The sequence below is a fragment of the Allobosea sp. P5_A5 genome, assembly GCF_056400625.1.
Window position 1 is genome coordinate 20,701 of sequence record NZ_JBFUKY010000001.1, and the last position, 26,199, is coordinate 46,899.

The window sequence follows — 26,199 nt, forward strand, 5'->3', positions numbered from 1 at the left end:
ACCCGGAACCCATGACGGGCCGCCACGCGATTACCTTCCCACGAACCCAGTCGTGGGTTCCGGGTTCAGGCGCTGCGCGCCTGCCCCGGAATGACAAGGATCACCGAACCAGAATATTCCGGAACTGCCAGGGATCGCTGGTGTCGATATCCTCCGGGAACAGACCCGGGCGGCCGTCGAGCGGGGTCCAGTCGGTGTAGTAGCCCTGAACAGGCCCGAGATACGGCTTCTGGATTTCGAGGCAGCGGTCGAGATCCATCTCCTCGACCTCGACGATGCCGGCGCGCGGGTTCTCCAGCGCCCAGACCATGCCCGCGAGCACAGCCGAGGTAACCTGAAGGCCTGTCGCGGTCTGGTAGGGCGCCAAGGTGCGTGCCTCGTCGGTCGAGAGCTGCGAGCCGAACCAGTAGGCGCCCTTGTCGTGCCCGTAGAGCAACACGCCGAGTTCATCGATGCCGTCGACGACCTCGTTTTCCTCGAGGATATGGTGCTCTTCCTGCGGCCGGCCGGCATTGCCGAACATCTCGTGCAATGACAGCACGGCGTCGTTCGCGGGGTGATAGGCGTAGTGGCAGGTGGGGCGATAGACGGCCTTTCCGGTCTCGTCGCGGACGGTGAAGTAGTCGGCGATCGAGATCGATTCGTTATGCGTCACCAGGAAGCCGTATTGCGGGCCGGGCGTCGGGCACCAGCTGCGGACCTTAGTTTCGGCGCCGGCCTGCAGCAGGTAGATCGCCGCCTGCGAGCCGGTCTCATGGGTGCGGGCATTGTCCGGCATCCAATTTTCATGCGTGCCCCAGCCGAGCTCGGCCGGCTGTAGGCCCTCGGAAATGAAGCCTTCTACAGACCAGGTGTTGACGAACACGCCCGGCGGTTTGGGGTTCTTCGAGCGCTGGGTGTCGCGCTCGGCGATGTGGATGCCCTTGACGCCGACCCGCTGCATCAGCGCCGCCCATTCCTCGCGGGTGGTGGGCTGGGTCGCATTGAGGCGCAGATCGGCGGCGAGATTGGTCAGGGCTTTCTTTGCCAGCCAGGAGGCCATGCCGGGATTGGCGCCGCAGCAGGAGACGGCCGTGGTCGTCCCGGCCGGCCGGGCGCGCTTGGCCGCCAGCGTCATCTCGCGCAGCGCATAGTTCGAGCGCTCGCCCGGCCCCTTGCTCTCGTCGAAATAGAATCCCAGCCAAGGCTCGTTGACCGTATCGATGTAGAGCGCGCCCAGGCTGGAGCAGAACTCCATCAGGTCGCGCGAGCCGGTGTCGCAGGAGAGATTGACGCAGAAGCCCTGGCCGCCGCCGGCGGTCAGCAAGGGCTCCAGCATGGTCTTGTAATTCTCGAGCGTGATCGCCTCCTGAATGAAGCGAATGCCGCGCTCGTCGAGCAGATGGCGGTTGGAATCGTCGGGAGCGATGACGACGAAACGGCTCTTGTCGAACTTGAAGTGCCGCTCGATCATGGGCAGCGTGCCGCGGCCGATCGAGCCGAAGCCGATCATCACGATCGGGCCGGTGATCTCGCCGTAGACGGGCCAATTCGTCATTCTTCCGAACTCCTGGGTTCTTGGTACGGGGATATTCAAGCTTGAAGAGCAGCTTCGGGAAGGCTGGTATGGACGCAAAGACGCGCCGTCAACGCCCGATGCTTTCCTGCGCGAAGCATGGAAAGCGCTCAGGCGTGACGGCGCGATGACGAATGCGGCGGCTCAGGCGGCGCGCGCAACCTGCTCGACGGTGTTTGCCGACGCGACAGGCTGGCCGGCGGCGACGAGCACGCCGCGCGCACCCGACAACGCGCCCTGGCGCAGCTCGATGGCGAGGAAACGCTCGCGCTCGACCGGGCCGGGCATCGCGATCTCGCGGGTCAGGCCCGCATCGAAACCGAAGCGGGCATAATAGGGTGCGTCGCCGACGAGAATGACCGCACCATGACCGCCACAGGCGGCGCGCCACAGCGCCTCGCGCATCAGCGCCTTGCCGACGCCCGCGCCCTGCAAGTCCGGCTTGACCGCGAGCGGGCCGAGCATCAGCGCGCGCACGCCGCCGGCCTCGACATGCCAGAGGCGGACGGTGCCGACGACTTCGCCGTCGCGTTCGGCGGTCAGGGCAAGACCCTGCGCCGGCAGGCGGCCTTCACGGAGGCGCTCGCTCGATTTGGCGGTGCGGCGCTCGCCGAGACAACGGTCGAGCAGCGCCTCGCGGGCAGGGATATCGGCAGCGATCTCGTCGCGGATCCGGATCATGACGCACCTCCGGCCGGAGCGCCCGCACGCAGCGGACCTTCCCGGCGCCGCGTCGGAGAACGCGGCCACATCGATAGGGATGGGTGGAAGAGGGTCCGGCGGGAGCCACATGCATGGCCTCGCTTCTGGAGGCACATGAACGCTCCGCCCGTTTCCTTCGGACGGCCTGCTTTCGCAGGGCGCTTCGCCGGACCCAATTTGGAAGGGGAGTGTCGTTATCGACCCTCCCGCGTCAGATGACGTACTGCTTCAGCGGCGGGAAGCCGTTGAAGGCGACGGCCGAATAGGTCGTCGTATAGGCACCCGTGCCCTCGATCAGCACCTTGTCGCCGATCTCCAGCGAGAACGGCAGCATGTACGGGGTCTTCTCGTACATCACGTCGACCGAGTCGCAGGTCGGGCCGGCCAGCACGCAAGGCACCGTCGCATCGCCGTCATGGGCGGTGCGGATGGGATAGCGGATCGCCTCGTCCATGGTCTCGGCGAGACCGTTGAACTTGCCGATATCGAGATAGACCCAGCGCACGTCGTCGCTTTCGGCCTTCTTCGAGATCAGCACGACCTCGGCCTCGATCAGGCCGGCTTCGCCGACCATGCCGCGGCCCGGCTCGATGATCGTCTCGGGCAGCTGGTTGCCGAAATGCTTCGACAGCGCCCGGAAGATCGCGTCGCCATAGGAGGGCACGCCCGGAATCGGCTTCAGGTAGCGCGCCGGGAAGCCGCCGCCGAGGTTGACCATCGACAGCGAGATGCCACGGGTGGCGCACTCCTTGAAGACCGCCGAGGCCGAAGCCAGCGCCGAATCCCAAGCGTTGACGTTAGCCTGCTGCGAGCCGACGTGGAATGAGATGCCATAGGCCGACAGGCCGAGACGATGGCCGTGCTCGAGCACGTCCGCGGCCATCTCGGGCACGCAGCCGAACTTGCGCGAGAGCGGCCAGTCGGCGCCGGCACCGTCGCAGAGGATGCGGCAGAAGATGCGTGCATCCGACACGTCGGTCTTGTCCGCCGAGCGGGCAACCTTCTCGACCTCGGCCGTGCAGTCGACGGCGAACAGGCGCACGCCGAGCTCCATGGCGCGCACGACGTCGCGCTCCTTCTTGATGGTGTTGCCGAAGGAGATGCGGTCGGCGGTGGCGCCAGCAGCGAGCGCGAGCTCGATCTCGACGACGGAGGCGCAGTCGAAGCAGGAGCCGAGCTTGGCCAGCAGCCCGAGCACTTCCGGCGCCGGGTTGGCCTTCACCGCGTAGAACACGCGGGTGTCGGGCAACGCACGGGAGAACGCCTTGTAGTTCTCGCGAACGACGTCGGTGTCGATAACGACGCACGGGCCGTCATCACGGCGGGTGCGCAGGAATTCACGGATACGGTCGGTCATGAGACGCGACTCCCCTACGGCGCGAGCGGCGCCGATGCGATGTATTCGCCGAATGAATCGCAGCCATCGCCAGGCGCTGTGGAGACGCCGACGACAACGGACGAAACGTCCAGACCCGAAACACCATTCGATTGGGGAAAACCCCGCACGGCCGGCAATGAAGGACAAGCCTCTTCGGTGTTGGCCTTTGGAGGACCAACGAGACCAAAAAAGCCCGCTCCGTCGTTGCTTTAAGCTACGTCCCCCGTGGAGATTCGGGGTTCGCCGGTTTAGCCTCCGGCTGCTGGTCTGTGTCGGGGAACGGCTTTCTTACGAAAACCGGGAAGCGTGATTTGAGGGATGTCCATCCCCTCCATCCGTCTTCCAATCCCCTGGCGGCTGTCCGGCACTTGTCCGGATGCCCACCGACCAGCACGCGGCCACAGGCACGTGCGAATTGGGTGAGGCGGATATACGGATGCTCGCCCCCCACCACAAGAGGTTTGTGAGCCCGGTGCCGATTTTTTTCGCAGCACCGGTGTGCGTGCCGGACACGACAGGTTAACCGTCGTTAACCACTTGCCGGCGCAGCTTTATCCGCGCTTTTCGCAGAAGCGGATCCGGTTGCCGAAAGGGTCGGGCACTTCCAGCGTTGGCCCGCCCGGGCCGTCGCTCTGGATGCCCGGCCGCGAATAGGAATAGCGCTTGCTCGCAAGCTCCCCGTGAAAGGCCTCGATGCCGTCCATCCAGACAAAGACGGTCGAGCCGGGGCTAGCGTCGCCGTGATGCTCGGAGAGATGGAGGATCAGGCCGGAGCGCGAGATCTGCATATAGAGCGGCAGGTCGGGCGCGAAGCGATGTTCCCAGTCTGCGTGGAAACCGAGGAAGTCGAGATAGAACTCCCTCGCCTTCGCCTCGTCGAAGATGCGCAGGATCGCGATGCCCATCTGCAGGCGCACGGCCTCCTGCGACTGGTCCTCATTCGCGATCGGCGCGGCTAAGTCGATCTTCGCCGCCAGCACGTTCCAGTTGTCGTAGCCGAACTGGCGCGCCACGATCTCGAGGGTTTCCGAATGGCTGAGAGGCACCTGCCGCTCGGCCATGGCCGCGCGCAGACTTTTGGCCATCAGTTTCGCATCGCGGACATCGCGCATCGTCATGATCCTTTTCGCTCGGACGGTCGATCATCGGGGCTCGCCTTGCCGATATCCGTCCAGGAGTCGATCGGGATCAGGACACCAACGGTCTGAGGATGCGTTCACCATGCCCTTCCGGGCGCGAGCGGCTGGCCGCATCCGGCCATGGAGCAAAGCTTGCCAACTCTTCATCCATTGTCAATCGCACTGCCCTAGACCGGCCCTATTCAAAGGCCTTAACTCGCCGCCGCGATACGAGTGTTCACCGCAGCGAGCGACGAGACGACGGATTGACGATGACCATGCTGGACCGCCGCCACGTTCTGGGCGGGCTTTCCGCCACCTTGTGCCTCTCGGTCGCGCCTGCGGCCCTGCTGGCCCAACAGCCGCAGAACCAGCCGCCCCCGGTCCAGGCGCCGCCGCAGCCGCGCTTCGGCTTCGAGGATGTGCAGCGGCGGGCGCGCGAGGTCTCGGCGGTTCCCTATGAGGCGCCGCCGATGCTGCCCGAGGCGCTGGCCAAGCTGGATTACGATTCCTGGCGCGATATCCGCTTCCGGCCGGAGCGGGCGCTGCTGCAGAACGGCTCGCCGTTCCGCATGCAGATGTTCCATCCCGGTTTCCTGTTCACCCGGCCGGTGACGGTGAATGTCGTGCGCGACGGCGTGCCGACGCCGGTGCCCTATTCCGCCAGCCTGTTCGATTACGGCAAGGTGAAGTTCGACAAGCCGCTGCCGGTCAATCTGGGCTTTGCCGGCTTTCGCCTGCATTATCCGCTGAACGATCCGCGTGTCCTCGACGAACTGATCTCCTTCATCGGGGCGAGCTATTTCAGGGTGCTGGGGCGCGATCAGCGCTACGGGCTTTCGGCGCGCGGGCTCTCGGTCGGGGCCGGCACCTCGAATGAAGAGTTCCCGATCTTCCGCGAGTTCTGGATCGAGGCGCCTGCCGCTGCCGCTGAGCGCATCGTGGTTTATGCGCTCCTGGATTCGCCTTCGCTGTCGGGCGCCTATCGCTTCACGATCTATCCCGACGCCGACGCGGTGGTCGATGTCTATGCGACGCTGTTCCCGCGCAAGCCGATCGAGAAGCTGGGTCTGGCGCCGCTGACCTCGATGTTCTTCACCGGCGAGAACGACCGGCGCTCCTTCGACGATTATCGCAGCGAACTGCATGATTCCGATGGGCTGATGGTGCATTCGAGTACTGGGGAATGGATCTGGCGACCGCTGCGCAATCCGAAGCAGCAGGCAGTGTCCTCCTTCGTCGAGCGCAATGTCCGCGGTTTCGGCCTGATGCAGCGCGACCGCACCTTCGAGCATTACCAGGATCTCGACCTCGCCTACGAGCTGCGGCCGTCCTACTGGATCGAGCCGCAAGGCGATTGGGGCGAGGGCGTCGTCGAGCTGATCGAGATGCCGACGACAGACGAGACCAACGACAACATCGTCGCGCTGTGGCAGCCGAAGGCGCCGCTCGAGCCAGGCAAGGAATTCGCCTTCGCCTACAAGCTGACATCGATGCTGGATTCCAGCGACCTGCATCCGGGCGGGCGCGTCATCAACACCTATCAGGCGCGGCCGAAGGCGCTGGGTTCAGGCGAGCCGGTCACCGATGGAGCACGCCGCTTCATCGTCGACTTCGCCGGCGGCGACCTCGATTACTATCTGAAACAGCCGGAGAAGGTCGAGATCGTGCCCTCGATCGCCTATGGCCGGATCGACCGGGCCTTCATCGTGCCCAATCCGAAGACGCAAGGGTTTCGCGCCTTCATCGATATCGTCGTCGATCCCGGCCAGCTTGCCGAGATGCGGGCCTTCCTGAAGAGCGGCAACAAGACGCTGACGGAAACCTGGAGCTATCCCTGGCGTTCCGAAGCGCAAGGATAGTCGCGTAGGAATCAGCCATGGATGTCGTCGAGAGACACGAGCAGGACCGCTTCGAGATGCCGCTCGACGGCGGAACCGGGATCGTCGCCTATCAGCGCGACGGAAACCGGCTGATCCTGATCCACACCGAGGTGCCGGATGCGCTGTCGGGGCAGGGCGTCGGATCGCGGCTGGCGAAGGGCGTCTTCGATCTGATCCGCGCCAGCGGGCGCAAGGCTGTGCTGCGTTGCCCATTTCTGGAGGCCTGGGCGGCGAAGCACCCCGAATACGACGATATGGTTGACGGTTGAGAAAGCGGAAAAGGAGACGATCATGGGTCTGCTCGTCGAGGGCCGCTGGCAAGACCAGTGGTACGATACCAAAAAGAGCGGCGGGCGGTTCCAGCGCTCGGAAAGCGCCTTCCGCAACTGGGTCACAGCCGATGGCGCCCCCGGCCCGGCTGGTAAGGGCGGCTTCAAGGCAGAGCCCGGTCGCTATCATCTCTACGTCTCGCTCGCCTGTCCCTGGGCGCACCGCGCGCTGATCTTCCGCAAGCTCAAGGGGCTGGAGGGCATGATCTCGCTCTCGGTCGTGCACTGGCTGATGGCGGAGAACGGCTGGACCTTCGCGGAGGGCGAGGGCGTCATTCCCGACCCGATCGGGCAGGCGCGCTACATGCACGAAGTCTATACCCGGGCTGATCCGCATTATTCGGGCCGCGTGACCGTGCCCGTGCTGTGGGACAAGCAGCAGAACACCGTCGTCAGCAATGAATCGGCCGATATCATCCGGATGATGAATTCGGCTTGGGACGAGGTCGGCGCCAAGGCCGGCGATTATTATCCCGTTGCGTTGCGCGAAGAGATCGATGCGATCAATGAGCGCGTCTACGACACCGTCAATAACGGGGTTTATAAGGCTGGCTTCGCCACGACGCAGGCCGCCTATGAGGAAGCGGTGGCACCGCTGTTCGCGACGCTGGATGTGTTGGAGGAGCGGCTGGGCTCGCGGCGCTATCTTGTCGGCGATCAGCTGACGGAGGCCGATTGGCGGCTCTTCACCACCCTGATCCGCTTCGACCCGGTCTATGTCGGGCACTTCAAGTGCAATATCCGCCGCATCGCCGATTACCCGCAGCTCTCGGACTATCTGCGCCGGCTCTATCGGATGGATGGCGTGGTCGAGACGGTGAATTTCGATCACATCAAGCGGCACTATTACCAGAGCCACCGCAACATCAACCCGACGGGCATCGTGCCGGTGGGGCCGGATATGAAGGCCGTGCTGGAAGGGTAAGCTGCTCGTTTCTCGTCAATGCGAGCGTAGCGAAGCAATCCAGGGGACTTGGTGGAAACGTTCAACCCCGTCTTCCTGGATTGCTTCGCTTCGCTCGCAATGACGATGAGGCTGTATCAGGCCGATTCTACCGGCGCGCTTTACGCGCCGCCGGCTTCTTGCGGCCATAAAGCTCGAGCCGGTGGCGGACCAGCTCATAGCCGAGCTCGGCCGCGATCCGGCGCTGAAGCTCCTCGATCGCGTCGGACGAGAACTCGATTACGTCGCCCGTGTCGATGTCGATCAGGTGGTCGTGATGATCCTGGCTGGTGTGCTCATAGCGCGAGATGCCGTCCTCGAAGGCATGACGCTCGATCGCGCCACGCGATTCCAGCACCTTCATGGTGCGGTAGACGGTGGAGAGCGACAGCGTCGGGTCCTGCGTGAAGGCGCGGGTGAAGATGCCCTTGGCGTCGGGGTGGTCGTCGGCTTCCGCGAGCACGCGCAGGATCAGGCGGCGCTGCTGCGTCATGCGCAGCCCCGCCCCCTTCAACTGGCCTTCGAAAACGGCCACGCGCCGATCGGTCTCGCTCATCAGCCGGACATAAACCGATCCGGCATTTTTGCAAAATCGTCTTGTCGAACCTCAAAGCGATGCGTCGGCGGGACCTTTGATCTTTCGTCAGGCCACCGCTTTCGCCGGTGCGATCGCGGCTGCTGCTTCGGTCAGGATCGTGAAGGAGCGTTTGCGCTTCTCATGGTCGAAGATCGGAGCGGTCACCATCACCTCGTCGGCCCGCGTCTCGCGTAGGAAGGCGGCGAGCTTGCGTTCTACGGTGCGGCGCGAACCGGTGATCACGTAGCGCAGCATCTGCGAGACATGGGCCTTCTCTGCCGGTGACCAATAGGTTTCGATGTCGTCGATCGGCGGCTGCAGCTTGCCTCTGGCGCCCCGCACCATGCCGACGAAACGCTGCTGGAGCGAGGTCGCGAGATAGGTCGCCTCCTCGTCCGTGTCGGCCGCGATCACGTTGATGCCGGGCATCGCATGGGGCGCCGCCAGCTGCTCGGACGGTTTGAAGCGCTCCCGGTAGACCTCCAGCGCTTGCATCAGCGCATCCGGCGCGAAATGCGAGGCGAAGGAATAGGGCAGGCCCAATTCCGCGGCGAGCTGCGCGCCGAAAAGGCTGGAACCAAGTATCCAGAGCGGCACGTTCGAACCCTCGCCCGGCACGGCGCGGATGGCCTGGTTCGGGCCGGCGGGGGCTAGCAGCGCCTGCAATTCGAGAACGTCCTGCGGGAAGTTGTCGGACGCCATCGGGCTGCGGCGCAGTGCCCTCAAGGTCATCTGGTCGGTGCCGGGCGCGCGGCCCAAACCGAGATCGATGCGGCCGGGAAAGAGCGCATCGAGCGTGCCGAACTGCTCGGCGATGACGAGCGGCGAGTGGTTAGGCAGCATGATCCCGCCGGAGCCGACGCGGATCGTGTTCGTCGCAGCGGCGAGCTGGCCGATGACTACTGCGGTGGCGGCACTCGCGATGCCGACCATGTTGTGGTGTTCGGCGACCCAATAGCGCGTGAAGCCCAAGGTTTCGGCATGGCGAGCCAGATCGATCGATTTCAGCAGTGCCTCGCGCGGGCCCTCGCTTTCGACGACGGGGACGAGATCGAGAACGGAAAGAGCGACCATGGCGGCGTATCCGGGCTGGGCGCCGAATGCGGCGCGTGAAGCGTTCGCTCCATCAGATGGGAAGCCGGCAAGCCCCGGTCCAGTGCTGCACGCTGACGCTCATGGCGCGCCTGTGCAGGGCTCATGGCGGAACGGCCGGGATCATGCCGCGTTGATCCGTCGAAGCGCGCCGCTGGGCGGCGCCGATCAAGGGGAATCCCATCATGACCGAGACGACCAACCCGGCGACCGAGAGTCTCAAACAGGAACAGAAGGAGCAGCGCGAGATCGAGCGCAAGCTCGGCAAGGACGGGATGCTTGAAAAGGCGCTGAAAGACACGTTCCCGGCAAGCGACCCCATCGCCGTCCAGACGCCGATCAAGCCCGGCGCCAAGGATGAAGAGAGCTAAAGCGTTCAGTCGCGCTGATAGAGCAGGCGGGCGCGGATCGTGCCGTCCAGCGCGCGGATCTCGCGCAAGAGATCGCGTGCCGTCTGGCTCGTCACTCCATCGACTTCGATCACCGCGTAACCGACCTCGCCATCCGTGTGATAGTTCTGGGCGGCAATGTTGACGTGCCGATCGGCAAAGACGTCGTTCAGGCGCCGCAGCATACCCGGCACGTTCCGCTGCACATGGATGAAGCGGGTGCCGGTGCTGCGGACGGGAATCTGGACCTGCGGGAAATTCACCGCGCCCACGGTCGAGCCGACATCGGAATAATCGACGAGCTTGCGCGCTACTTCTGCGCCGATCCGCTCCTGCGCTTCTTCGGTCGAGCCCCCGACATGGGGTGACAGGATGACGTTCGACAAGCCCTGCAAGGGGGTGACGAAGCGATCGGCGTTTGAGGCGGGCTCAATGGGGAAGACGTCGACGGCGGCACCGGCCAGCCGGTTCTCACGTAAGGCGGCGGCGAGCGCATCCAGATCGAGGACCGTGCCGCGCGAGTTGTTGATGAGGTAGGCTCCGGGCTTCATCCGGGCAATCTGAGCCGCGCCGATCATGCCGGCCGTCTGCGGCGTTTCGGGCACATGCAGCGAGAGGATGTCGGCGGTGGCGAGCAGCGTGTCGAGGCTGTCGACCGGCTCGGTGTTGCCGTGGCGCAGACGGTCGGTGTGATCGTAATAGATCACCCGCATGCCCATCGCCTCGGCCAAGGTCGAAAGCTGGCTGCCGATATTGCCGTAGCCGACGATGCCGAGCGTCTTGCCGCGGACCTCGAAAGAGCCGTTCGCCGATTTGTCCCAGCCGCCGTCATGGGCAGAGCGCGAGCGGTCCGGAATGCGGCGCAGTAGCATGACGATTTCGCCGATGGTCAATTCGGCGACACTGCGGGTGTTGGAGAAGGGCGCGTTGAAGACGGGCACGCCCCGATGACGCGCGGCTTCCAGATCGACCTGATTGGTGCCGACGGAAAAGCAGCCGACGGCGAAAAGGCGGTCGGCCGCGGCGAAGATCTCCGGGGTCAGCTGGGTGCGCGAGCGGATGCCGAGGACGTGGACGCCCTGGATTTTCTCGATCAGCGCCGCCTGATCGAGCGCCTTCGGAAGCCGCTCCATGTTGGAATAACCAGCCTGCGTCAGCAGATCGGCTGCGGAATCGTTGATGCCTTCCAGCAGCAGGACCTTGATGCGGTCCTTGGGCAGGGAAAGGCGTTCGGCGGCGATGGTCATGGAGGTCACGCTCGTAAAGGAGCGGTTGCTATAATCCCGACCATGTCGAACGCCAATGCTTCAGATGCAACGCCGCGTCAGGGTTGATCCTCGCGCATGTGGAACGCTCATGCCTTTTCGACGACCAGCGTCGCGCCATCGACCCGCACGACACGGACATCGCTGCCGGCGAGCAGTTCAGGCCCGGTGATGCGCCAGGAGGAATCGCCGACGCGGATGCGTCCCTCGCCGCCGATCATCGTCGCATCCAGCCTGTAGACCTTGCCGATGAGCTGGCGGCCGCGATCGTTGAGGCCGGTCGCGGCGTCGGGCTCCTCAGCGCTGCGCCGGGTGAGCATGCGCCCGGCCGCGACGCAGATCACGGCCAGGATGGCAAAGGCAATGCCGGCCGCCTGCCAGCCGAGCCCGAAAAGGCCTACGAGCCCGCTTGTCGCCAGGGCGGCGACGCCGAGCCAGATCAGGAAGACGCCCGGCGCCAGCGTTTCGCCGGCGATCAGGACAAGGCCGAGGATCGCCCAAAGCCAGCCATTATGGGAGGTCAGCCAGTCGGGCATGGGTCCAAGGCTCCTCAGCGTTCGATGCGGCCGGAACCCGGCACCGAGCCGGGGGCACGACGCGCGGCGATGGCTTCTTCGCCGAAGACCGCCTTGGTGAGCTGGGCGATGCCGCCGACCGTGCCCGCGAGCGCTGCGGACTCGATCGGCACGATCACCACCTTGCTGTTGGGCGCCATCGCGATCGCTTTCAGCGCATCGGTGTAGCGCTCGGCGATGAGGAAGTTCGCGGCCTGGATATCGCCCTTGCCGATCGCCTCGGAGACCATGGCGGTGGCGGCGGCTTCCGCCTGCGCCGAACGCTCGCGCGCTTCGGCATCGCGGAAGGCGGCTTCCTTGCGCCCCTCTGCCGCCAAGATCTGCGATTGCTTCAGGCCCTCGGCCCGCAAGATCTCGGCCTGGCGCATTCCGTCGGCTTCGAGCACGGCGGCGCGCTTCTCGCGCTCGGCCTTCATCTGCCGGTTCATCGCGCCGACGATGTCGGCGGGCGGGAGGATGTCGCGAATTTCGATGCGCGTCACCTTCACGCCCCAAGGCGAGGCGGCCGCATCCATCACCCGCAGCAGCCGCTCGTTGATCTCGTCGCGATGCGAGAGCAGCTGGTCGAGGTCCATCGAGCCGACCACGGTGCGGATATTGGTCATGGTCAGGACCATCAGCGCGTCGTTCAGCGACGCGACCTCGTAGCAGGCCTTGGCCGCGTCGAGCACCTGATAGAAGGCGGCGGCGTCGATCCGGACACCGGCATTGTCCTTGGTGATCGCCTCCTGCGAGGGAATGTCGAGCACCTGCTCCATGACGATCACGCGGTGCCCGATGCGATCGATAAAGGGCACGATCAGACCCAGTCCGGCACCGAGCGTGCGCGAATAGCGGCCGAAGCGCTCAACGGTGTAATTATAGCCCTGCGGGACGGTGCGAACCCCGCGCGCGATGGTCAAAACGACCAGCGCCACCACGACGATGACGGCGACATTGTAGGCCGACAGTTCCATCCGATTCCCCTTCGCGCCTGGCAGGCCGCCTGCACCGGGGCGCTTCTAGCATGGATGGGCCGGCTGAGCGGTGGCCGACAGCTCAGGATGCGATGATGCTCAGACGTATTGGCCGTGGCAATGCTTGTATTTCTTGCCCGAGCCGCAGGGGCAGGGCTCGTTGCGGCTGACGTGCCCCCAGGTGGCGGGGTCGTCGGGGTTGCGATCGAGCACGGCGGTATCGGTATCGAGCGCGGTAAACTGCACGCCGCCGCTGCCACCAAACGGGTTTGCTGCCGCGCCGCCATCCTGCACCTGCAGGGGGGCCTGCTCCTCGGGCTGGTCGAAGCGCACCTCGATGCGCATCAGATGGCCGGTGACCTGCTGGCGCAGCTGGCCGATCAGCCCGTCGAACAGCTCGAACGCCTCGGCCTTGTATTCCTGCAGCGGGTCACGCTGGGCGTAGCCGCGCCAGCCGATGACCTGGCGCAAATGATCGAGCGTGACGAGATGCTCGCGCCAGAGCTGATCGAGCGTTTGCAGCAGCACCTGCTTCTCGACATAGGTCATCACCTCCTCGCTGTTGCGGGTGATGCGCCCGGCATAATCCTCGTCGGCCAGCTTGCGAATGCGCTCGCGCAGCTCGCCATCGGCGATGCCCTCTTCCTTGGCCCAATCCTCGATCGGCAGCTCGAGATTGAGATACTGCACCACCTCCTGCTTGAGGCCGGGCGTGTCCCACTGCTCGGGATAGGCCTCTTCGGGAATATGGCGGGCGACCAGATCCTCGACCGTGCCGTGGCGCATGTCGTCGATGGTCTCGCGCACCGTCGGCTGCTTCATGAAGTCGCGGCGCTGCTCGAAGACGACCTTGCGCTGGTCGTTCATGACGTCGTCGTATTTCAGGATGTTCTTGCGGATGTCGAAGTTGCGCGCCTCGACCTTGCCCTGCGCCTTCTCGACGGCCTTGTTGATCCACGGATGGACGATCGCCTCGTCCTCCTTCAGGCCGAGCTTGGTCAGCATGCCATCCATTCGGTCGGACCCGAAGATGCGCATCAGATCGTCCTGCAGCGACAGGAAGAACTTCGAGCGGCCGGGGTCGCCCTGGCGGCCGGCGCGGCCGCGCAGCTGGTTGTCGATGCGGCGGCTTTCATGGCGCTCGGTGCCGACGATGTAGAGCCCGCCCGACTTCAGGACACGCTGCTTGAAATCGGCGACCTCAGTGCGGATGACGGCGGCCTTGGCGTCGCGCTCGGGGCCTTCCTCGACACCGGCGAGATCATGGCTGATCCGCATATCGGCATTGCCGCCGAGCTGAATGTCGGTGCCGCGGCCGGCCATGTTGGTCGCGATGGTGATCGCGCCGGGCACGCCGGCCTGGGCGACGATATAAGCCTCCTGCTCGTGGAAGCGGGCGTTCAGCACGGCGAAGGCCTTGATCGTCTTGCCTTCGCGCGCTGCGGCATAAACCGGTTCGAGCGCGGTCGGGTCGGTGAAGTCGAGCAGCTTGTAGCCGGCCTTCTCCAACATGTCGGCGATCAGCTCGGAGCGCTCGATCGAGGTCGTGCCGACGAGCACCGGCTGGCCGTTGTCCTGCGCCGACTGGATCTCGCGGATGACGCCGCGGACCTTCTCCTCGAAGGTGCGATAGACCTCGTCATCCTCGTCCTTGCGCGAGACCGGGACGTTGGTGGGGATCTCGACGACCTCCAGCTTGTAGATCTGGAAGAACTCCTCGGCCTCGGTCGCGGCCGTGCCGGTCATGCCGGCGAGCTTCGAATAGAGCCGGAAATAGTTCTGGAAGGTGATCGAGGCCAGCGTCGCGTTCTCGGGCTGGACGGTGACACCCTCCTTCGCCTCGAGCGCCTGGTGCAGGCCTTCCGAATAGCGCCGGCCCGGCATCATGCGGCCGGTAAACTCGTCGATGATGACGACTTCGTCGTTACGGACGATGTAGTCCTTGTCGCGCGTGAACAGGCTGTGCGCCCGCAGCGCCTGATTGACGTGGTGGACGATGGTGATGTTGTGGGCGTCGTAGAGATCGCCCTCGACGAGGATGCCGGCCTCGCGCAGCAGCACCTCGATATGCTCGTTGCCGTCCTCGGTCAGCGCGACGGTGCGCTGCTTCTCGTCGACCTCGTAATCGGTCGGGACGAGACCCGGCAGGACCTTGTCGATCGAGACGTAGAGATCCGATTTGTCATCGAGCGGGCCGGAGATGATCAGCGGGGTGCGGGCTTCGTCGACCAGGATCGAGTCGACCTCGTCGACGATCGCGAAATGGTGGCCGCGCTGGCTCATCTGCCCGACTTCGTACTTCATGTTGTCGCGCAGATAGTCGAAGCCGAACTCGTTGTTCGTGCCGTAGGTGATGTCGCAGGCATAAGCCTTCTGGCGGTCTTCGTCGTCCAGCCCGTGCACGATGATGCCGACGGTGAGGCCGAGGAAGTTGTAGAGCTTCGACATCCACTCGGCGTCGCGCCGGGCAAGGTAGTCGTTGACCGTGACGACATGCACGCCCTTGCCGCCAAGCGCGTTGAGATAGGTCGGCAGCGTCGCGACCAGCGTCTTGCCTTCGCCGGTCTTCATCTCGGCGATGGAGCCTTCGTGAAGCACCATGCCGCCGACGAGCTGCACATCGTAAGGCCGCTGGCCAAGCACGCGCTTGGCGGCCTCGCGTACGGTCGCGAAGGCCGGGACCAGCAGATCGTCCAGTGTCTTGCCGGCAGCGATCTGCTGTTTGAACTCTTCGGTGCGGGCCTTCAGCGCCTCGTCGCTCAGCGCGGCGATCTCGCTTTCGAGCGCGCCGATCGCCGCGACGCGGGGCTGATAGCCCTTGACGCGGCGGTCATTCGACGAGCCGAAGAGTTTCTTTGCGAGCGCGCCAAGCATGTTGGGCCTTTCAGATGGTGTCTCGACGCCCAGGCGGGCGCCAGCCGAAAGGCCACGCCCGGGCCGAAGCGCGGGTATTCTCAAATGCGACCGCGTGTTTAGCCGCGTGCGCGGGCAGGGTCCAGCACGCGTTTCGTCCCCGACAGGCCGAAGGCGCGGATGAATTCGTGCTGCATGTGGTGCGTTTCACCGATGCTTCCAAGAGAGGCGCGGCGGATGCGGCAGGGCCCCGCGGCGATGCTGCATCCATAGCCGCGGCCGCTTGCCTTACCGTAGCGGATCCGCCTTGCCTTTGCCGCGTTCAACTGGCAGTGCACCGGCAATCGTTCCGGTTCCCCTGCGAAAGGCCGTTCCGCATGAAGTCCAACCGTTTCATCGCCGCGTTCGGCCTCGTCGTGCTGATGGCGGGTCCTGCCCTGGCGCAGCCCGCCCCGGTTGCGGCGGACACCGTCGTCGCCAAGGTCAACGGCATGCCGATCACGCAGAAGGACGTCGATCTCGCGACTGAGGATCTCGGCGATCGCCTGGCTCAGTTGCCGGAAGAGCGGCGCCGCGACGAGGTGATCAATTATCTCGTCGACCTCAAGCTGGGGTCCAAGGCCGCTGCCGAAGCCAAGATCGGCGACACGCCCGATTTCACGGCGCGCCTCGCCTATTACCGCGACAAGGTGCTGCTCGATCAATACCTGACCAGCGAAGGCAAGAAGGCGGTGACGGAAGACGCCGCCAAGAAGCTGTTCGACGACACCACCAAGGCCATGGCGCCGGAAGAGGAGGCCCATGCCCGGCACATTCTCGTCGAGACCGAGGACCAGGCCAAGGCGGTCGAGGCGCGGCTGAAGAAGGGCGAGGATTTCGCCAAGGTCGCCGGCGAAATCTCGAAGGATCCCGGCTCCGGCAAGGAGGGCGGCGATCTCGGCTGGTTCACCAAGGACAAGATGGTGCCGGAATTCGCTGAAGCTGCCTTCAAGCTGAAGAAGGGCGAGGTCTCCGACCCGGTGAAGAGCCAGTTCGGCTGGCATGTCATCAAGCTCGAAGACAAGCGCAGCAAGCCGCTGCCGGATTTCGCAGCAGTGAAGCCGCAGATCGACCAGTATCTGGAGCGCAAGTCGCAGCAGGATCTGGTTCTGGCGCTGCGTGAAAAGGCCACGATCGAGCGCCTCGACAAGCCGGCTGCTCCCGTGACGCCGGCCCCGGCCGCCCCTGCGGCGCCGGCTCCGGCGCAGCCGAAGAAGAACTGATCGGTCGAACTCGTTATTCTCGGGTCGAGCCCGAGCACGACGCCAGCTTGAAATCGAAGGGCGGCCGGAAGGCCGCCCTTCTTGTTTTCGTCATCGCTCTGCGGCAGAGGGCAAGGCAGCTTCAGATGGGGCCGGGCCTGGATCCGATTCGGGACGGCCGATCCGCAGGAGATGCCCGATGGCCGGCAAGGACGTTCCCGTTTCTCCTCTGGCGCCGAAGCGCCAGCCCAAGGTGCCGCCGATCGCCGGTGTGCGCTTCGCCACGGCCGAGGCCGGCATCCGCTACAAGGGGCGGCAGGATGTCTGGTTCGCGCTGCTCGACGAGGGAACCCAGGTCGCCGGCGTCTTCACCCGCTCAAAATGCCCCTCCGCGCCGGTCGACTGGTGCCGCGAGAATCTGGCCCAAGGCTCGGCGCGGGCCGTCGTGGTCAATTCCGGCAACGCCAATGCGTTTACGGGCGTGAAAGGCCGCGACTCCGTCAAGCTGACGGCCGAGATCGCCGCGAAGGCGGCCGGCTGCAAGCCCGAAGAGGTCTTCATCGCCTCGACGGGCGTGATCGGCGAGCCGCTCGACGCGACCAAGTTCGAAGGCGTGCTGCAGCATTGCGCGAAACGCGCCGCCGATGGCCCCTGGATCGACGCGGCCAAAGCGATCATGACCACCGATACCTTTCCAAAGGCACTGACCCGCAAGGCGAAGATCGACGGGCACGAGGTCGTCATCGCCGGCATCGCCAAGGGTGCCGGCATGATCGCACCGGACATGGCAACGATGCTCTCCTTCGTCTTCACCGATGCAGCCATCGCCGCACCGGTGCTGCAGGCTCTGCTCTCCAAGGGCGTGAAGGGTTCGTTCAACGCGGTCACGGTGGATAGCGACACCTCGACCTCCGACACGCTGATGCTGTTTGCGACAGGTAAGGCCAAGGGCGCGCCGCCGATCACCGAGATCGGCGATCCGCGCCTCTCCGGCTTCAAGCGCGCGCTGAATTCGATCCTGCTCGAACTCGCGCATCTCGTCTGCAAGGATGGCGAGGGCGCGCGGAAATTCGTCGAAGTGCGCGTCAGCGGCGCGACATCCTCGCGTTCGGCCAAGCGCGTAGCGCTTTCCATCGCCAATTCGCCCCTCGTCAAGACCGCGCTCGCCGGTGAGGACGCCAATTGGGGCCGCGTGGTCATGGCCGTCGGCAAGGCTGGCGAGCCGGCCGACCGGGACACGCTCGACATCGGCTTCGGCGAGATCGTCGTGGCCCGGCAAGGCGCCCGCGCGCCGTCCTACGATGAGGCGGCCGTGTCCGAGTACATGAAGGGCGACACCATCGTCATCACCGCCGACCTCGGCATCGGGCGCGGCAAATCGACGGTCTGGACCTGCGATCTCACCAAGGCCTATGTCGAGATCAACGGCGATTATCGTTCCTGAGGACAAGCGGGTTTGTCGGGTGCTCTCGATGGTTGCAGCCACGCATCGGCGGCGGCATCATCGCATGTGGGCGGCGATCGATCAGGTGGGGCAGGGCAGATGAAATATGCGATCGTGGCGGCTGGTCTTGCCGCTGCCCTGCTGACGGCCTGCGTCGAGCGCAAGCCGTCGACGGTGGCGTTTTCGACCGAGGAGGCCGCCTTCATCAAGAAGAGCGGGACCGGCGTCATCACGGGTCATGCCTTCCGCACCAAAGCTAGCGCGGTCGTCGTCAATGCGGCGGGGCAGGTGGTGCGGCTGATCCCCGCCACCGGCTTCGCCCGCGAGCGCTTCGCCAACCTCTACGGCAACCGCAAATACATTCCGCACGCGGCCTATCCGCGCGAGGATGGCGTCGATCCCCTGTATTCGGAGTATACCCGCACGACCAAGGCCGAGGCGAACGGCAAGTTCCGCTTCGAGAACGTCGCGCCGGGCAGCTACTATCTGACCACGCAGATCATCTGGGGCGACGAGACCGCCTTCACCCGCGAGGGCGGCTCGGTCTACGACACGGTGACACTGACGGGCAAGGAAACCGAGCCTGTTCATGTCATCCTCTCCGGCAACTGAGACTTGCTGTCCGTGAAACTGCTCCTCGTCGTTGCCTGCGCGCTGATCGATGCCGACAACCGCGTCCTCGTCACGCAGCGGCCCGAGGGCAAGGCCTTGGCGGGCTTATGGGAATTCCCTGGCGGCAAGCTGGAGCCCGGCGAGCGACCGGAGCCGGCGCTGATCCGCGAACTGGCGGAGGAACTCGGCATTACGGTGAAGGAGGCCTGCCTCGCGCCTTTGACCTTCGCCAGCTACGCCTATCCGGACTTCCATCTTCTGATGCCGCTTTACATTTGCCGGCGCTGGGAGGGCACGCCCTCGTCGCAGGAGGGTCAGGCGCTGAAATGGGTGCGCCCCGGCAAGCTGCGGGATCTCGCGATGCCGCCCGCCGACGAGCCCCTCATTCCGCCGCTGATCGACCTTCTGGGAGCGTGAGGGGCGATTCCTCCGCCAGGACATTGTCGTCCCGACCGAGCTGGAAGCGCTCGAAACGCTGAAGTTCCTCCTCGATCGCGATTCGCGTCTCCGCCCGCTCATGACCTTTCGCCCAGGTCCAGCGCTGCATCAGCAGTTTGCCCGCCATGCGATCGGTCTTGAGGTCGAGCACGGCGACGACCTCATCGCCGACCAGAACCGGCAAGCCGAAATAGCCGTAGACGCGGTTTTCGGGCTTGAGATAGGCCTCGAAGGCGTGGTTGTAGCCGAAGAACAGGCTCGTCCGCTTGCGCTGGATCATCAGCGGGTCGAACGGCGAGAGGATATGGACGAGACCGGGCTCGGGCTCCGGTGCTGCCCCCAACGTCTCCGGGGCAGCCCAATGAGCGGTCTTACCCGCGCCGTCGACGGCGACGGGCACGAGGGTCCGGTTGCGGAGCCGGGTTGCGATCTGCGCCGCGACGCCTTTCTTGGCGGGTGCGTCGAGGTGGCAGATCGAATCGAGGCTGACGACACCCTGAGCCCGTAAGGCCCGGTCAAGCTTATAGACCGAGACCTGCCGCTCGGTCGCAGGTGACGGGCGCTTGTCCCAGCCGAAATGGGCGTCGAAGAGGGCGTAGGTCTTCAGCATGCCGGATCGGGCCGAGATCGCCAGTTCGCCGTCGTAGAAGGCGCGTTCGAGCAGTCCCTTCGAGGGCTTCTTGCTGGCCCAGAGATGCGCTTTTTCGACAAGCTCCTCGTCGATGTCGCGGATGCTGATCGGTCCGTCCTTGCGGATGCGGCGCAGCAGCTTGCGCGTTTCATCGCGCGCGCCGACGGCGGACCAGCGTTTCGGCTCCTCGCGATGGGCCCTCATGTCCGGAAGGAAGAAGCGGATATCGCGCGTCGGGACATAGGAGAGCGCATGCGTCCAATATTCGAAGACGCTTTTCTCGACCGATTGGAGATGCGCGAGATCCGAACGGCGATAGGCCGGGATGCGGGCATAGAGGATATGATGGTGGCAGCGCTCGATCACGTTGATCGTGTCGATCTGCACGTAGCCGAGCTGCTCGACCGCTGCACGCGCCGCGGTCGGCCCCGATCCGAAGGGCGCGCGGCTGTCGAGCCGCTGCGCATGAAGCCAGATGCGGCGGGCCTGGTCGGTTGCGAGGGTCGAGATCTTGCGCGGCGGCATGCTCTCACGCTAGCCGCCGCCGGCCTCATGCGTAAGGGCTTGCCGCCGCAGCACTGACATCCGCTGGCGGGAGCGGTGACGCGCGCGGCTAGAATTCGCCGCTGAGGCCGAAACGAGCGCCGCCGAAACTGTTTCCGGACAGGCTGATGCCGGCGTTCAGCGCCACGGGAATGCCGATGTCGAGCCGATGCGCGACCGCGAAGCCGGCCGCCCACTCGCCCTTGAAGGTCGCGGTGTTTCCCGACCAGCTCGTCCGACCCGGCCGCGACGGCATGGCCGCGCCGGTCATCGCCATAGCGGCGGCGATGCCCTGGCGCGCTTCGCGCCTGCTCTCGCGTCCATAGGCGGCGAGCCCGTCGACACGCTGGCCGAGCCCGTCCACGCGCCGGTCGAGCGCGGCGATATTGACAGGGACGGAGCCGAGATTGCCGGCGGCGTCGGTGGTAACGACTTGCGTCGGCCCGCTCTGGGCCGCACGGCTGGCCGAGGACGAAAGCCCCGGCAGCGAATAGGTCGAGGTCGCGGTGCCGATCGCGACCTGGCGCGGGCGTGTGGCGGAGGCGCCGGCACCGATGGCCGTCGAGCCGTCCCCGCTGGCGCTGGCGCCGGCGCCGAGCGCGGTCGCATTCGCGCCGCTGGCCTGGGCCTGCGTTCCGACGGCCGCCGAACGGTCGCCGGTCGCGTTGCTGCCATAACCGACGCCAAGCGCGTCGCGTCCCTGCGCGGCGGCGGCGGCATAACCGCTGGTGTTGTTGGCCGCGATGGCTCCGCTGGTGCCGGCGGCGTTCTGGTCGAGTGCGACGAGCGCCGTGCCGACATCGGTGTAGATCCCACCGCGCAGGATATAACGCGGCCCGGTATAATTCCCCGAAGCGTCGTAACTGGCGCCGCCGCCGAGACCGGTCGCGGCATTGTCAGCGACGGCACCGAGCTGACGCAGATTGACCGCATCGGTCGCCTGCGTGCCGCCTGCGACGTTCGTGATCTGACGCTCGTTGCCGGCGCTGCCGACGGACACCGCGCCCTGCACCGAGGCCACAGTCGCGCCGCTGAAAATCTCGCGGCCACCGGCAAGCCCGGAGCGCGCCGCGACCGAGCCCGCGCCCAAGGCGACGCCGCCGATGGACTGGGCATTGGCTCCCGCGCCTAGCGCGGTCGAGCCATCGGCTGCGGCGTTGGCGCTCGCACCGAATGCGGCGGCGTTGGCGCCTGCCGCCTGCGCTTGTGTGCCGATCGCTGCCGAACGCAAACCGGCCGCGCTTGTCCCGTATCCGACGCCGAGCGCATCGGCCCCCAAGGCTGCTGCGGCGACGTAATGGCTGGTGTTGTTGGTGGCGATGGCGCCGTTCGTGCCGCTCGGTCCCTGGTCGAGTGCCGCAAGCGCGGCGCCGACATTGGTATAGGTCGTCCCGCCCAGCACATAGCTCGGGCCGGTGAAAGTGCCGGCCGCGTCGTAGCTGGCGCCACCGCCCAGCGCCGTGACCGTGTTGCCCGCGACAGCACGCAATTGGCGCAGGTTGACGGCGTCCGTTGCCTGCGTGCCGCCAGCGACGTTGGTGATCTGACGCTCGTTGCCGACGCTGCCAAGCGAGAGCGCGCCTTGTGCCGATGCCACAGTGGCGCCGCTGAAGCTTTCCACCGCACCGGCCAGGCCGCCGCGCAGGGCGACGGAGCCGGCTCCAAGCGCGATGCCGCCGGCTGCGGAAACCTGAGTATCTCGCCCGATCGCGACTCCGTCCGCCGCCGTCACAGCGCCTCGCAGCCCGATCGCAACGGCTCCGGTGGCCGCGATCGAGGTGTTGGCACCGTTGCCGAAGGCGATCGCGTCCGCATCCGCGGCGCTGGCCTTGGGCCGGGTCGTGCTGCTGAGGCCGCTGATCTCGCCACCGCCGACGGCGATGCCGCCGGGCTTGTCGACGGTGATGCTGTCGGCCTTCAGCTTGCAGCCGCCCGGCGCGGTGACGAGATTGCCGTTCTGGTCGCGGATGTTGAGGCCGATCTGCTTGCCGCTCAGCGCGTCACGCAGATTGAGGTTCACGCTGCCGACGATGCCGTTGAGCACCGGATCGAGCAGGCCCGCAAGCAGGTTGGAGGTGACGCCCGCGACAGGCTGGAGCACCGGGAGGGTGACGCCCAGTCCGGTGCAAACATCCACCAGACCGGTCGACTGGGCTTGTGCGCTCGAGACCCAGGCCGTCAGCGGGATTGCGAGGGCGGCGAGGAGAATGCGTCTTCCCATTGTAATCCCTCGGAGTCGCGCCGGTTGGCGTGTTCAAGAGATTACAACTCAGTGTTGTAATGGTTGATGAAGAACTAAGATACAACCCCAAGTTGCGGTTGAGCCTGGGGTGGGCCCGCCCTCAGGGGGCGAGGATGAGAGCCCAGTAGACCTGATATTTGGAGCCGGGAGCGTAGGCCGTGGCCAGCCCCATGCGCCTGGCGCGCGGGTCTTTCATCACGCGGTCGTGCTGGGGCGAATCGCGCCAGCCCGAAAAAGCCTCGGCGAGCCGGCGATACCCTGCCGAAAGGTTCGCCTCGGCGCCCGGCACGCCCGTCCGCACCAGGCGCGCCTTCACCGCGTCGGCCTGGGCGGGCTTGTCGGCACGCGCCATCATGTCGGCCTCGCGCTGCGCAGCCTCGACCAGAGCGGGGTCGAGCGTCAGCGTGCTCAGGCCGGCGTTCAGGCGATAGGCGGAGATCATGGCACGCGCCTGTTCGAGGTCGACCTGTGCCGAGGCGGAGCCGAGATCGCGATAGAAGGCCGGCTGCTGGGGCTGACGCTGAGGCTCGGCGCAACCCGCGATGCCGAGGAGAGCAAGCGCGCCCGCGATGGCGACGGGGCAGCTCACGACAGCGCGGAAGAGAGGGCGCGGGAGAGGCAGGCTAGGCATGGCGTCATTCCTTGTCGTCCTTGGCCGGCTCGGCCGGCGCTGCTGTGGCAGGCCGTTCCGGGGTGTCTTTCTGATCGCCCTCGTCCTCGTCCGGATCCGGGAGTGGCAATGGACGCGGCGTGGCCGAAAGGGCAGGCGCAGCCTTGCGCGGAGTGGGCTTGCGCGGTGCCTCGCCGCGCCCGACGGCGCTGGCGATCTCGCCCAGTGAGTGCTCGACGCCTTCGAGGCCCCGGACCACCAGCTCCGGCGTCGCAGCGGCCGGCTCGAGCTCGGTCAGGCGCTTCTGGATGGCGAAGTTGAGGTCGCTGTTGACGCGACCGACGATCTCGACATCCGCGACGACGCAGACCAGGTCGAAATCCATTGTCGTCGTGCCGAGCTTCTTGAACAGAATCGTCGGCGGCGGCTTCTGCATGACGTCGCCATGATTGCCGGAAACCTCGGCCAGCATGGTGCGCACGGCGGCGGCGTCCAGCGTGCGAGGCACGGACAGCGAGATCAGGACGCGGCCCGAGCGATCGTTGCGGACGCGATTGCGGACCACGCCGGAGATCAGGTTCGAATTCGGCACGATCACGCTGGCGCGGTCGAAGGTGGCGATCTCGGTCGAGCGGACGTTGATGCGCTTCACGATGCCCTCGACATCGCCGACGACGACCTGGTCGCCGACGCGGATCGGCCGCTCCCACAGCAGGATCAGGCCCGAGACGAAGTTCGACACCACCGACTGGAGGCCAAAACCGATACCGACCGAAAGCGCGGAGGCGACCAGCGTCAGCCGCTCCAGGCTCAGACCGATTGCGGACACGGCAATCGCGACCGCCGCGATGAAGCCGACATAGCCCGCCGCCGTGGTGATGGAGTTGCGCAGGCCGGGGTCGAGCGCCGTCGTCGGCAGAAACTGATTTTCCAGCCAGCGCTGCATCGCCTTCGTCACTGCGATGCCGAGCGCGAAGACCAGAACGCCGATGACGATGGTCGACAGCGAGATGGTGACGCCGCCGACTTGCACGCCAAAAAAGGCGGCCCGGACCGAGACGAGGAAGTCGGTCGATTCCAGACCCCATGGCGCCAGAACCAGCAGGAGCGCGACGATAATCAGCAGCAGCTTGAGGACGCCGACCGAGATGACCGAGATCTTGTCCAGCGTGGCGCTGCGCAGCCCGACGCCGGCCTTCAGCGTCATCGCCAGCCGGCCCTTTCCGACCAGCAGGCGCGGAATGCCGAGGTCGATGAATTGGTGAACCAGCAGGTAAAGGCAGGCAACGACGCCAAGCCATAGGGCCTGCTCGGCCAGGAACGACGCAAAGACGACATAGCCGCCGAGCGCAGCCGCGATAATCGCGATGCCCACCATCCAGCCCAGAATGCGAACCGGGCCGAGCTTGGCGCCATCGACGGGAACGTAAGGACCGAGGCAGGCCTCCTGCTCGATCTCCTCGTCATCGCGGATCTGGTAGAGCCCGGCGATCAGCGCGAGTGCGAACAGGATGGCGAAGCTCGCCTTGACGATGATCGAAATCGCAAGGCCCGCCGCGATCGCCTGCAGCCAGGCCTCGAAGACCTTGCCGATCGCCATCACCAATGCGAGCGAGGAGGCGATCCAGACGACGCTACGCGCCGTGGAATCCATCACGCTGATCAGGCGGCGCTGGCGGTTGCCCGAGGCGAACAGCGCGTCGGCCAGGGCCTGAACGAAGGCGAAGAAGGCCAGGCCCATGACGAAGGCCACGATGACCGGCTGGATGCGCAACGGCAGCAGCCCAGTTGTCGCCAGGGCCTTGTAGATCAGCCAGCTCGCCAGGACGGGCGGGGCCGCCCCCGCGACGATATGAGCAAGCGCGACATAGAGGGTGTGAAGCCCACCCACCTCGTTCATGTTGGTGTAGCGAGCCTTGAAGCGCGGCAGGTAGCGGGCGCGGGCGAGATACAACAAGAGAGCGACGACCAAGGCGAGCAGCACGACGAGACCGCGCGAGCCGGACAGCGCGTCGTTCACACCTTCCAGCCAGCCGCCGAAGATATAACCGGAGGCGCGCAGATCCTCCGGCGCGGTCGCCAAGGCGTTGGCCCAGATATCGGGGTTGAGGATGGAGGGCCCCGGCGCGAACAGAGTCTTGGCGAAGATGTCGCGCCGCTTGTCGCCGATCGTGGTCTGAAGCTGCTCGGCCTGGAGAAGGGCCGCCTTGCCGAGCCGTAGCGTCTCGTCGGCGTCGCCATAGGCCTTTGCCCGGGTTTCGCGCTCGCGGGCGATGTCGGGACTTTCGGGCGGGGCGCTGCCCTCGGGCTTGGGGCCGAGCTGGTCGAGCTTGGCCTTGGCCTGATCGACGCGGGGCGTCTGCTCCTCGATCAGCGCGCGGACCTGTTCGAGGGAGGGCTGTAGGCGCAGGCGCTGCCGCTGGAGATCGGCATCGTTGGCGCTCGGTGCATCGACGACGGTCTCGATCTGGGTCAACTCGCTGCGGATCGCATCGAGCCGGGCGCGGAGACTGCCAGGGTCCGCTGCCGCCGGGGCGGGCACCGTGGCCTGCGCCGGAGCAGCCGGCTGCTGTGCCGCGACCGGCGTCAAAGCCATGCCGCAGAACAGCAGAAGCATCGCGAGCATCGTCCGGATGCTGCGCCGAGTCCGATGCGATCCGGTCGAAGACGTGGCCATGGTCGCGCGGTCCCGCTTGCCTGAAGGATTTAGGCCCAAGTGAACTGAGCCCACATGATCGGCGCCCGAACGATCCGACGACGCTGCCAGCCTCGTCATGGCAATCGCAGGCTGGCAAGTCGAGAAGCGCGTTTCTTGGACCGGCA

General features: G+C 65.8%; 22 protein-coding genes. 8 read left to right on the plus strand and 14 right to left on the minus strand.

Translation table 11 applies throughout. The annotated features are described in order from the left end of the window. Positions 1-100 precede the first annotated feature (100 nt). The 4 genes from AC1DR6_RS00135 to AC1DR6_RS00150 all read right to left on the minus strand — a co-directional run bounded on the left by AC1DR6_RS00135 (position 101) and on the right by AC1DR6_RS00150 (position 4,747). Positions 101-1,537, minus strand: coding sequence for a homospermidine synthase (locus tag AC1DR6_RS00135; RefSeq protein ID WP_476827152.1), 1,437 nt, complete (start codon positions 1,535-1,537; stop codon positions 101-103). 162 nt (positions 1,538-1,699) lie between these two features. After that, positions 1,700-2,236, minus strand: coding sequence for a GNAT family N-acetyltransferase (locus AC1DR6_RS00140; protein WP_476827153.1), 537 nt, complete (start codon positions 2,234-2,236; stop codon positions 1,700-1,702). Between the two features lie 232 nt (positions 2,237-2,468). Next, positions 2,469-3,614, minus strand: a complete 1,146-nt coding sequence (locus tag AC1DR6_RS00145; RefSeq protein ID WP_476827154.1) for a type III PLP-dependent enzyme — start codon at positions 3,612-3,614, stop codon at positions 2,469-2,471. 572 nt (positions 3,615-4,186) lie between these two features. Then, positions 4,187-4,747 carry a glyoxalase superfamily protein gene (locus AC1DR6_RS00150; protein WP_476827776.1) on the minus strand — a complete coding sequence of 187 codons (561 nt, stop codon included), beginning with the start codon at positions 4,745-4,747 and terminating at the stop codon, positions 4,187-4,189. A gap of 278 nt (positions 4,748-5,025) precedes the next feature. Between AC1DR6_RS00150 and AC1DR6_RS00155 the strand changes: the two genes are divergently transcribed. The 3 genes from AC1DR6_RS00155 to AC1DR6_RS00165 are packed head-to-tail and all read left to right on the plus strand — an operon-like array spanning position 5,026 to position 7,890. Continuing rightward, positions 5,026-6,615 carry an OpgD/OpgG family glucan biosynthesis protein gene (locus tag AC1DR6_RS00155; protein ID WP_476827155.1) on the plus strand — a complete coding sequence of 530 codons (1,590 nt, stop codon included), beginning with the start codon at positions 5,026-5,028 and terminating at the stop codon, positions 6,613-6,615. Between the two features lie 17 nt (positions 6,616-6,632). Then, the gene (locus tag AC1DR6_RS00160) at positions 6,633-6,905 is read left to right on the plus strand and encodes a GNAT family N-acetyltransferase (RefSeq protein ID WP_476827156.1); all 273 of its coding nucleotides are present in this window, start codon (positions 6,633-6,635) and stop codon (positions 6,903-6,905) included. A 22-nt stretch (positions 6,906-6,927) separates the two neighbouring features. Beyond that, complete coding sequence (locus AC1DR6_RS00165) at positions 6,928-7,890, plus strand: glutathione S-transferase family protein (protein ID WP_476827157.1); 963 nt, start codon at positions 6,928-6,930, stop codon at positions 7,888-7,890. 127 nt (positions 7,891-8,017) lie between these two features. On the opposite strand, the gene AC1DR6_RS00170 is transcribed toward AC1DR6_RS00165, so the two are convergent. Both AC1DR6_RS00170 and AC1DR6_RS00175 read right to left on the minus strand, forming a co-directional pair. Further along, positions 8,018-8,464, minus strand: coding sequence for a Fur family transcriptional regulator (locus AC1DR6_RS00170; RefSeq protein WP_476827158.1), 447 nt, complete (start codon positions 8,462-8,464; stop codon positions 8,018-8,020). A gap of 87 nt (positions 8,465-8,551) precedes the next feature. Beyond that, positions 8,552-9,559 (minus strand): LLM class flavin-dependent oxidoreductase, encoded by a 1,008-nt coding sequence (locus AC1DR6_RS00175; protein WP_476827159.1) that lies wholly within the window; start codon positions 9,557-9,559, stop codon positions 8,552-8,554. 203 nt (positions 9,560-9,762) lie between these two features. Between AC1DR6_RS00175 and AC1DR6_RS00180 the strand changes: the two genes are divergently transcribed. After that, entirely contained in the window at positions 9,763-9,948 is a 186-nt protein-coding gene (locus tag AC1DR6_RS00180) for a hypothetical protein (protein ID WP_476827160.1), read from the plus strand. A 5-nt stretch (positions 9,949-9,953) separates the two neighbouring features. Here the strand turns inward: AC1DR6_RS00180 and serA are convergent, their stop codons facing one another. The 4 genes from serA to secA form a co-directional block, all read right to left on the minus strand. Then, positions 9,954-11,213, minus strand: a complete 1,260-nt coding sequence (gene serA, locus AC1DR6_RS00185) for a phosphoglycerate dehydrogenase (protein WP_476827161.1) — start codon at positions 11,211-11,213, stop codon at positions 9,954-9,956. 107 nt (positions 11,214-11,320) lie between these two features. Next, positions 11,321-11,767 (minus strand): NfeD family protein, encoded by a 447-nt coding sequence (locus tag AC1DR6_RS00190; RefSeq protein ID WP_476827162.1) that lies wholly within the window; start codon positions 11,765-11,767, stop codon positions 11,321-11,323. 14 nt (positions 11,768-11,781) lie between these two features. Then, positions 11,782-12,762 (minus strand): SPFH domain-containing protein, encoded by a 981-nt coding sequence (locus AC1DR6_RS00195; protein ID WP_476827163.1) that lies wholly within the window; start codon positions 12,760-12,762, stop codon positions 11,782-11,784. A 99-nt stretch (positions 12,763-12,861) separates the two neighbouring features. Then, the gene (gene secA, locus AC1DR6_RS00200) at positions 12,862-15,636 is read right to left on the minus strand and encodes a preprotein translocase subunit SecA (RefSeq protein ID WP_476827164.1); all 2,775 of its coding nucleotides are present in this window, start codon (positions 15,634-15,636) and stop codon (positions 12,862-12,864) included. Between the two features lie 356 nt (positions 15,637-15,992). On the opposite strand from secA, the gene AC1DR6_RS00205 reads away from it, so the two are divergent. The 4 genes from AC1DR6_RS00205 (at position 15,993) to mutT (ending at position 19,329) form a co-directional block, all read left to right on the plus strand. Next, positions 15,993-16,877: a peptidylprolyl isomerase gene (locus AC1DR6_RS00205; protein WP_476827165.1), complete on the plus strand. Its 885-nt coding sequence runs from the start codon at positions 15,993-15,995 to the stop codon at positions 16,875-16,877. A 178-nt stretch (positions 16,878-17,055) separates the two neighbouring features. Further along, positions 17,056-18,300, plus strand: a complete 1,245-nt coding sequence (argJ, locus tag AC1DR6_RS00210; protein ID WP_476827166.1) for a bifunctional glutamate N-acetyltransferase/amino-acid acetyltransferase ArgJ — start codon at positions 17,056-17,058, stop codon at positions 18,298-18,300. Positions 18,301-18,399: 99 nt separating this feature from the next. Continuing rightward, positions 18,400-18,912, plus strand: a complete 513-nt coding sequence (locus AC1DR6_RS00215) for a peptidase associated/transthyretin-like domain-containing protein (protein WP_476827167.1) — start codon at positions 18,400-18,402, stop codon at positions 18,910-18,912. A 12-nt stretch (positions 18,913-18,924) separates the two neighbouring features. Next, positions 18,925-19,329 carry an 8-oxo-dGTP diphosphatase MutT gene (mutT, locus tag AC1DR6_RS00220; protein ID WP_476827168.1) on the plus strand — a complete coding sequence of 135 codons (405 nt, stop codon included), beginning with the start codon at positions 18,925-18,927 and terminating at the stop codon, positions 19,327-19,329. Here the strand turns inward: mutT and AC1DR6_RS00225 are convergent. The 4 genes from AC1DR6_RS00225 to AC1DR6_RS00240 all read right to left on the minus strand — a co-directional run bounded on the left by AC1DR6_RS00225 (position 19,295) and on the right by AC1DR6_RS00240 (position 26,002). Continuing rightward, entirely contained in the window at positions 19,295-20,506 is a 1,212-nt protein-coding gene (locus tag AC1DR6_RS00225; RefSeq protein WP_476827169.1) for a winged helix-turn-helix domain-containing protein, read from the minus strand. The two genes, mutT and AC1DR6_RS00225, sit on opposite strands and share 35 nt — an antisense overlap. A gap of 88 nt (positions 20,507-20,594) precedes the next feature. Next, positions 20,595-22,745: a YadA family autotransporter adhesin gene (locus tag AC1DR6_RS00230; protein ID WP_476827170.1), complete on the minus strand. Its 2,151-nt coding sequence runs from the start codon at positions 22,743-22,745 to the stop codon at positions 20,595-20,597. A gap of 121 nt (positions 22,746-22,866) precedes the next feature. Further along, a complete protein-coding gene (locus AC1DR6_RS00235; protein ID WP_476827171.1) occupies positions 22,867-23,397 on the minus strand; it encodes a CAP domain-containing protein in 531 nt (176 codons plus the stop codon). 4 nt (positions 23,398-23,401) lie between these two features. Continuing rightward, complete coding sequence (locus tag AC1DR6_RS00240; protein WP_476827172.1) at positions 23,402-26,002, minus strand: DUF3772 domain-containing protein; 2,601 nt, start codon at positions 26,000-26,002, stop codon at positions 23,402-23,404. Positions 26,003-26,199: the final 197 nt, after the last annotated feature.

What these genes read in the sequence shown, in the direction of transcription:
- AC1DR6_RS00155 (WP_476827155.1), top strand. Translation starts at nt 5,026, where the DNA reads ATGACCATGCTGGACCGCCGCCACGTTCTGGGCGGGCTTTCCGCCACC.
- AC1DR6_RS00190 (WP_476827162.1), bottom strand. Translation starts at nt 11,767, where the DNA reads ATGCCCGACTGGCTGACCTCCCATAATGGCTGGCTTTGGGCGATCCTC.
- AC1DR6_RS00180 (WP_476827160.1), top strand. Translation starts at nt 9,763, where the DNA reads ATGACCGAGACGACCAACCCGGCGACCGAGAGTCTCAAACAGGAACAG.
- AC1DR6_RS00235 (WP_476827171.1), bottom strand. Translation starts at nt 23,397, where the DNA reads ATGCCTAGCCTGCCTCTCCCGCGCCCTCTCTTCCGCGCTGTCGTGAGC.
- AC1DR6_RS00225 (WP_476827169.1), bottom strand. Translation starts at nt 20,506, where the DNA reads ATGCCGCCGCGCAAGATCTCGACCCTCGCAACCGACCAGGCCCGCCGC.
- AC1DR6_RS00140 (WP_476827153.1), bottom strand. Translation starts at nt 2,236, where the DNA reads ATGATCCGGATCCGCGACGAGATCGCTGCCGATATCCCTGCCCGCGAG.
- AC1DR6_RS00215 (WP_476827167.1), top strand. Translation starts at nt 18,400, where the DNA reads ATGAAATATGCGATCGTGGCGGCTGGTCTTGCCGCTGCCCTGCTGACG.
- AC1DR6_RS00135 (WP_476827152.1), bottom strand. Translation starts at nt 1,537, where the DNA reads ATGACGAATTGGCCCGTCTACGGCGAGATCACCGGCCCGATCGTGATG.
- secA (WP_476827164.1), bottom strand. Translation starts at nt 15,636, where the DNA reads ATGCTTGGCGCGCTCGCAAAGAAACTCTTCGGCTCGTCGAATGACCGC.
- AC1DR6_RS00230 (WP_476827170.1), bottom strand. Translation starts at nt 22,745, where the DNA reads ATGGGAAGACGCATTCTCCTCGCCGCCCTCGCAATCCCGCTGACGGCC.
- AC1DR6_RS00160 (WP_476827156.1), top strand. Translation starts at nt 6,633, where the DNA reads ATGGATGTCGTCGAGAGACACGAGCAGGACCGCTTCGAGATGCCGCTC.
- AC1DR6_RS00165 (WP_476827157.1), top strand. Translation starts at nt 6,928, where the DNA reads ATGGGTCTGCTCGTCGAGGGCCGCTGGCAAGACCAGTGGTACGATACC.
- AC1DR6_RS00175 (WP_476827159.1), bottom strand. Translation starts at nt 9,559, where the DNA reads ATGGTCGCTCTTTCCGTTCTCGATCTCGTCCCCGTCGTCGAAAGCGAG.
- AC1DR6_RS00150 (WP_476827776.1), bottom strand. Translation starts at nt 4,747, where the DNA reads ATGCGCGATGTCCGCGATGCGAAACTGATGGCCAAAAGTCTGCGCGCG.
- AC1DR6_RS00170 (WP_476827158.1), bottom strand. Translation starts at nt 8,464, where the DNA reads ATGAGCGAGACCGATCGGCGCGTGGCCGTTTTCGAAGGCCAGTTGAAG.
- serA (WP_476827161.1), bottom strand. Translation starts at nt 11,213, where the DNA reads ATGACCATCGCCGCCGAACGCCTTTCCCTGCCCAAGGACCGCATCAAG.
- argJ (WP_476827166.1), top strand. Translation starts at nt 17,056, where the DNA reads ATGGCCGGCAAGGACGTTCCCGTTTCTCCTCTGGCGCCGAAGCGCCAG.
- AC1DR6_RS00195 (WP_476827163.1), bottom strand. Translation starts at nt 12,762, where the DNA reads ATGGAACTGTCGGCCTACAATGTCGCCGTCATCGTCGTGGTGGCGCTG.
- AC1DR6_RS00205 (WP_476827165.1), top strand. Translation starts at nt 15,993, where the DNA reads ATGAAGTCCAACCGTTTCATCGCCGCGTTCGGCCTCGTCGTGCTGATG.
- AC1DR6_RS00145 (WP_476827154.1), bottom strand. Translation starts at nt 3,614, where the DNA reads ATGACCGACCGTATCCGTGAATTCCTGCGCACCCGCCGTGATGACGGC.
- AC1DR6_RS00240 (WP_476827172.1), bottom strand. Translation starts at nt 26,002, where the DNA reads ATGCTCGCGATGCTTCTGCTGTTCTGCGGCATGGCTTTGACGCCGGTC.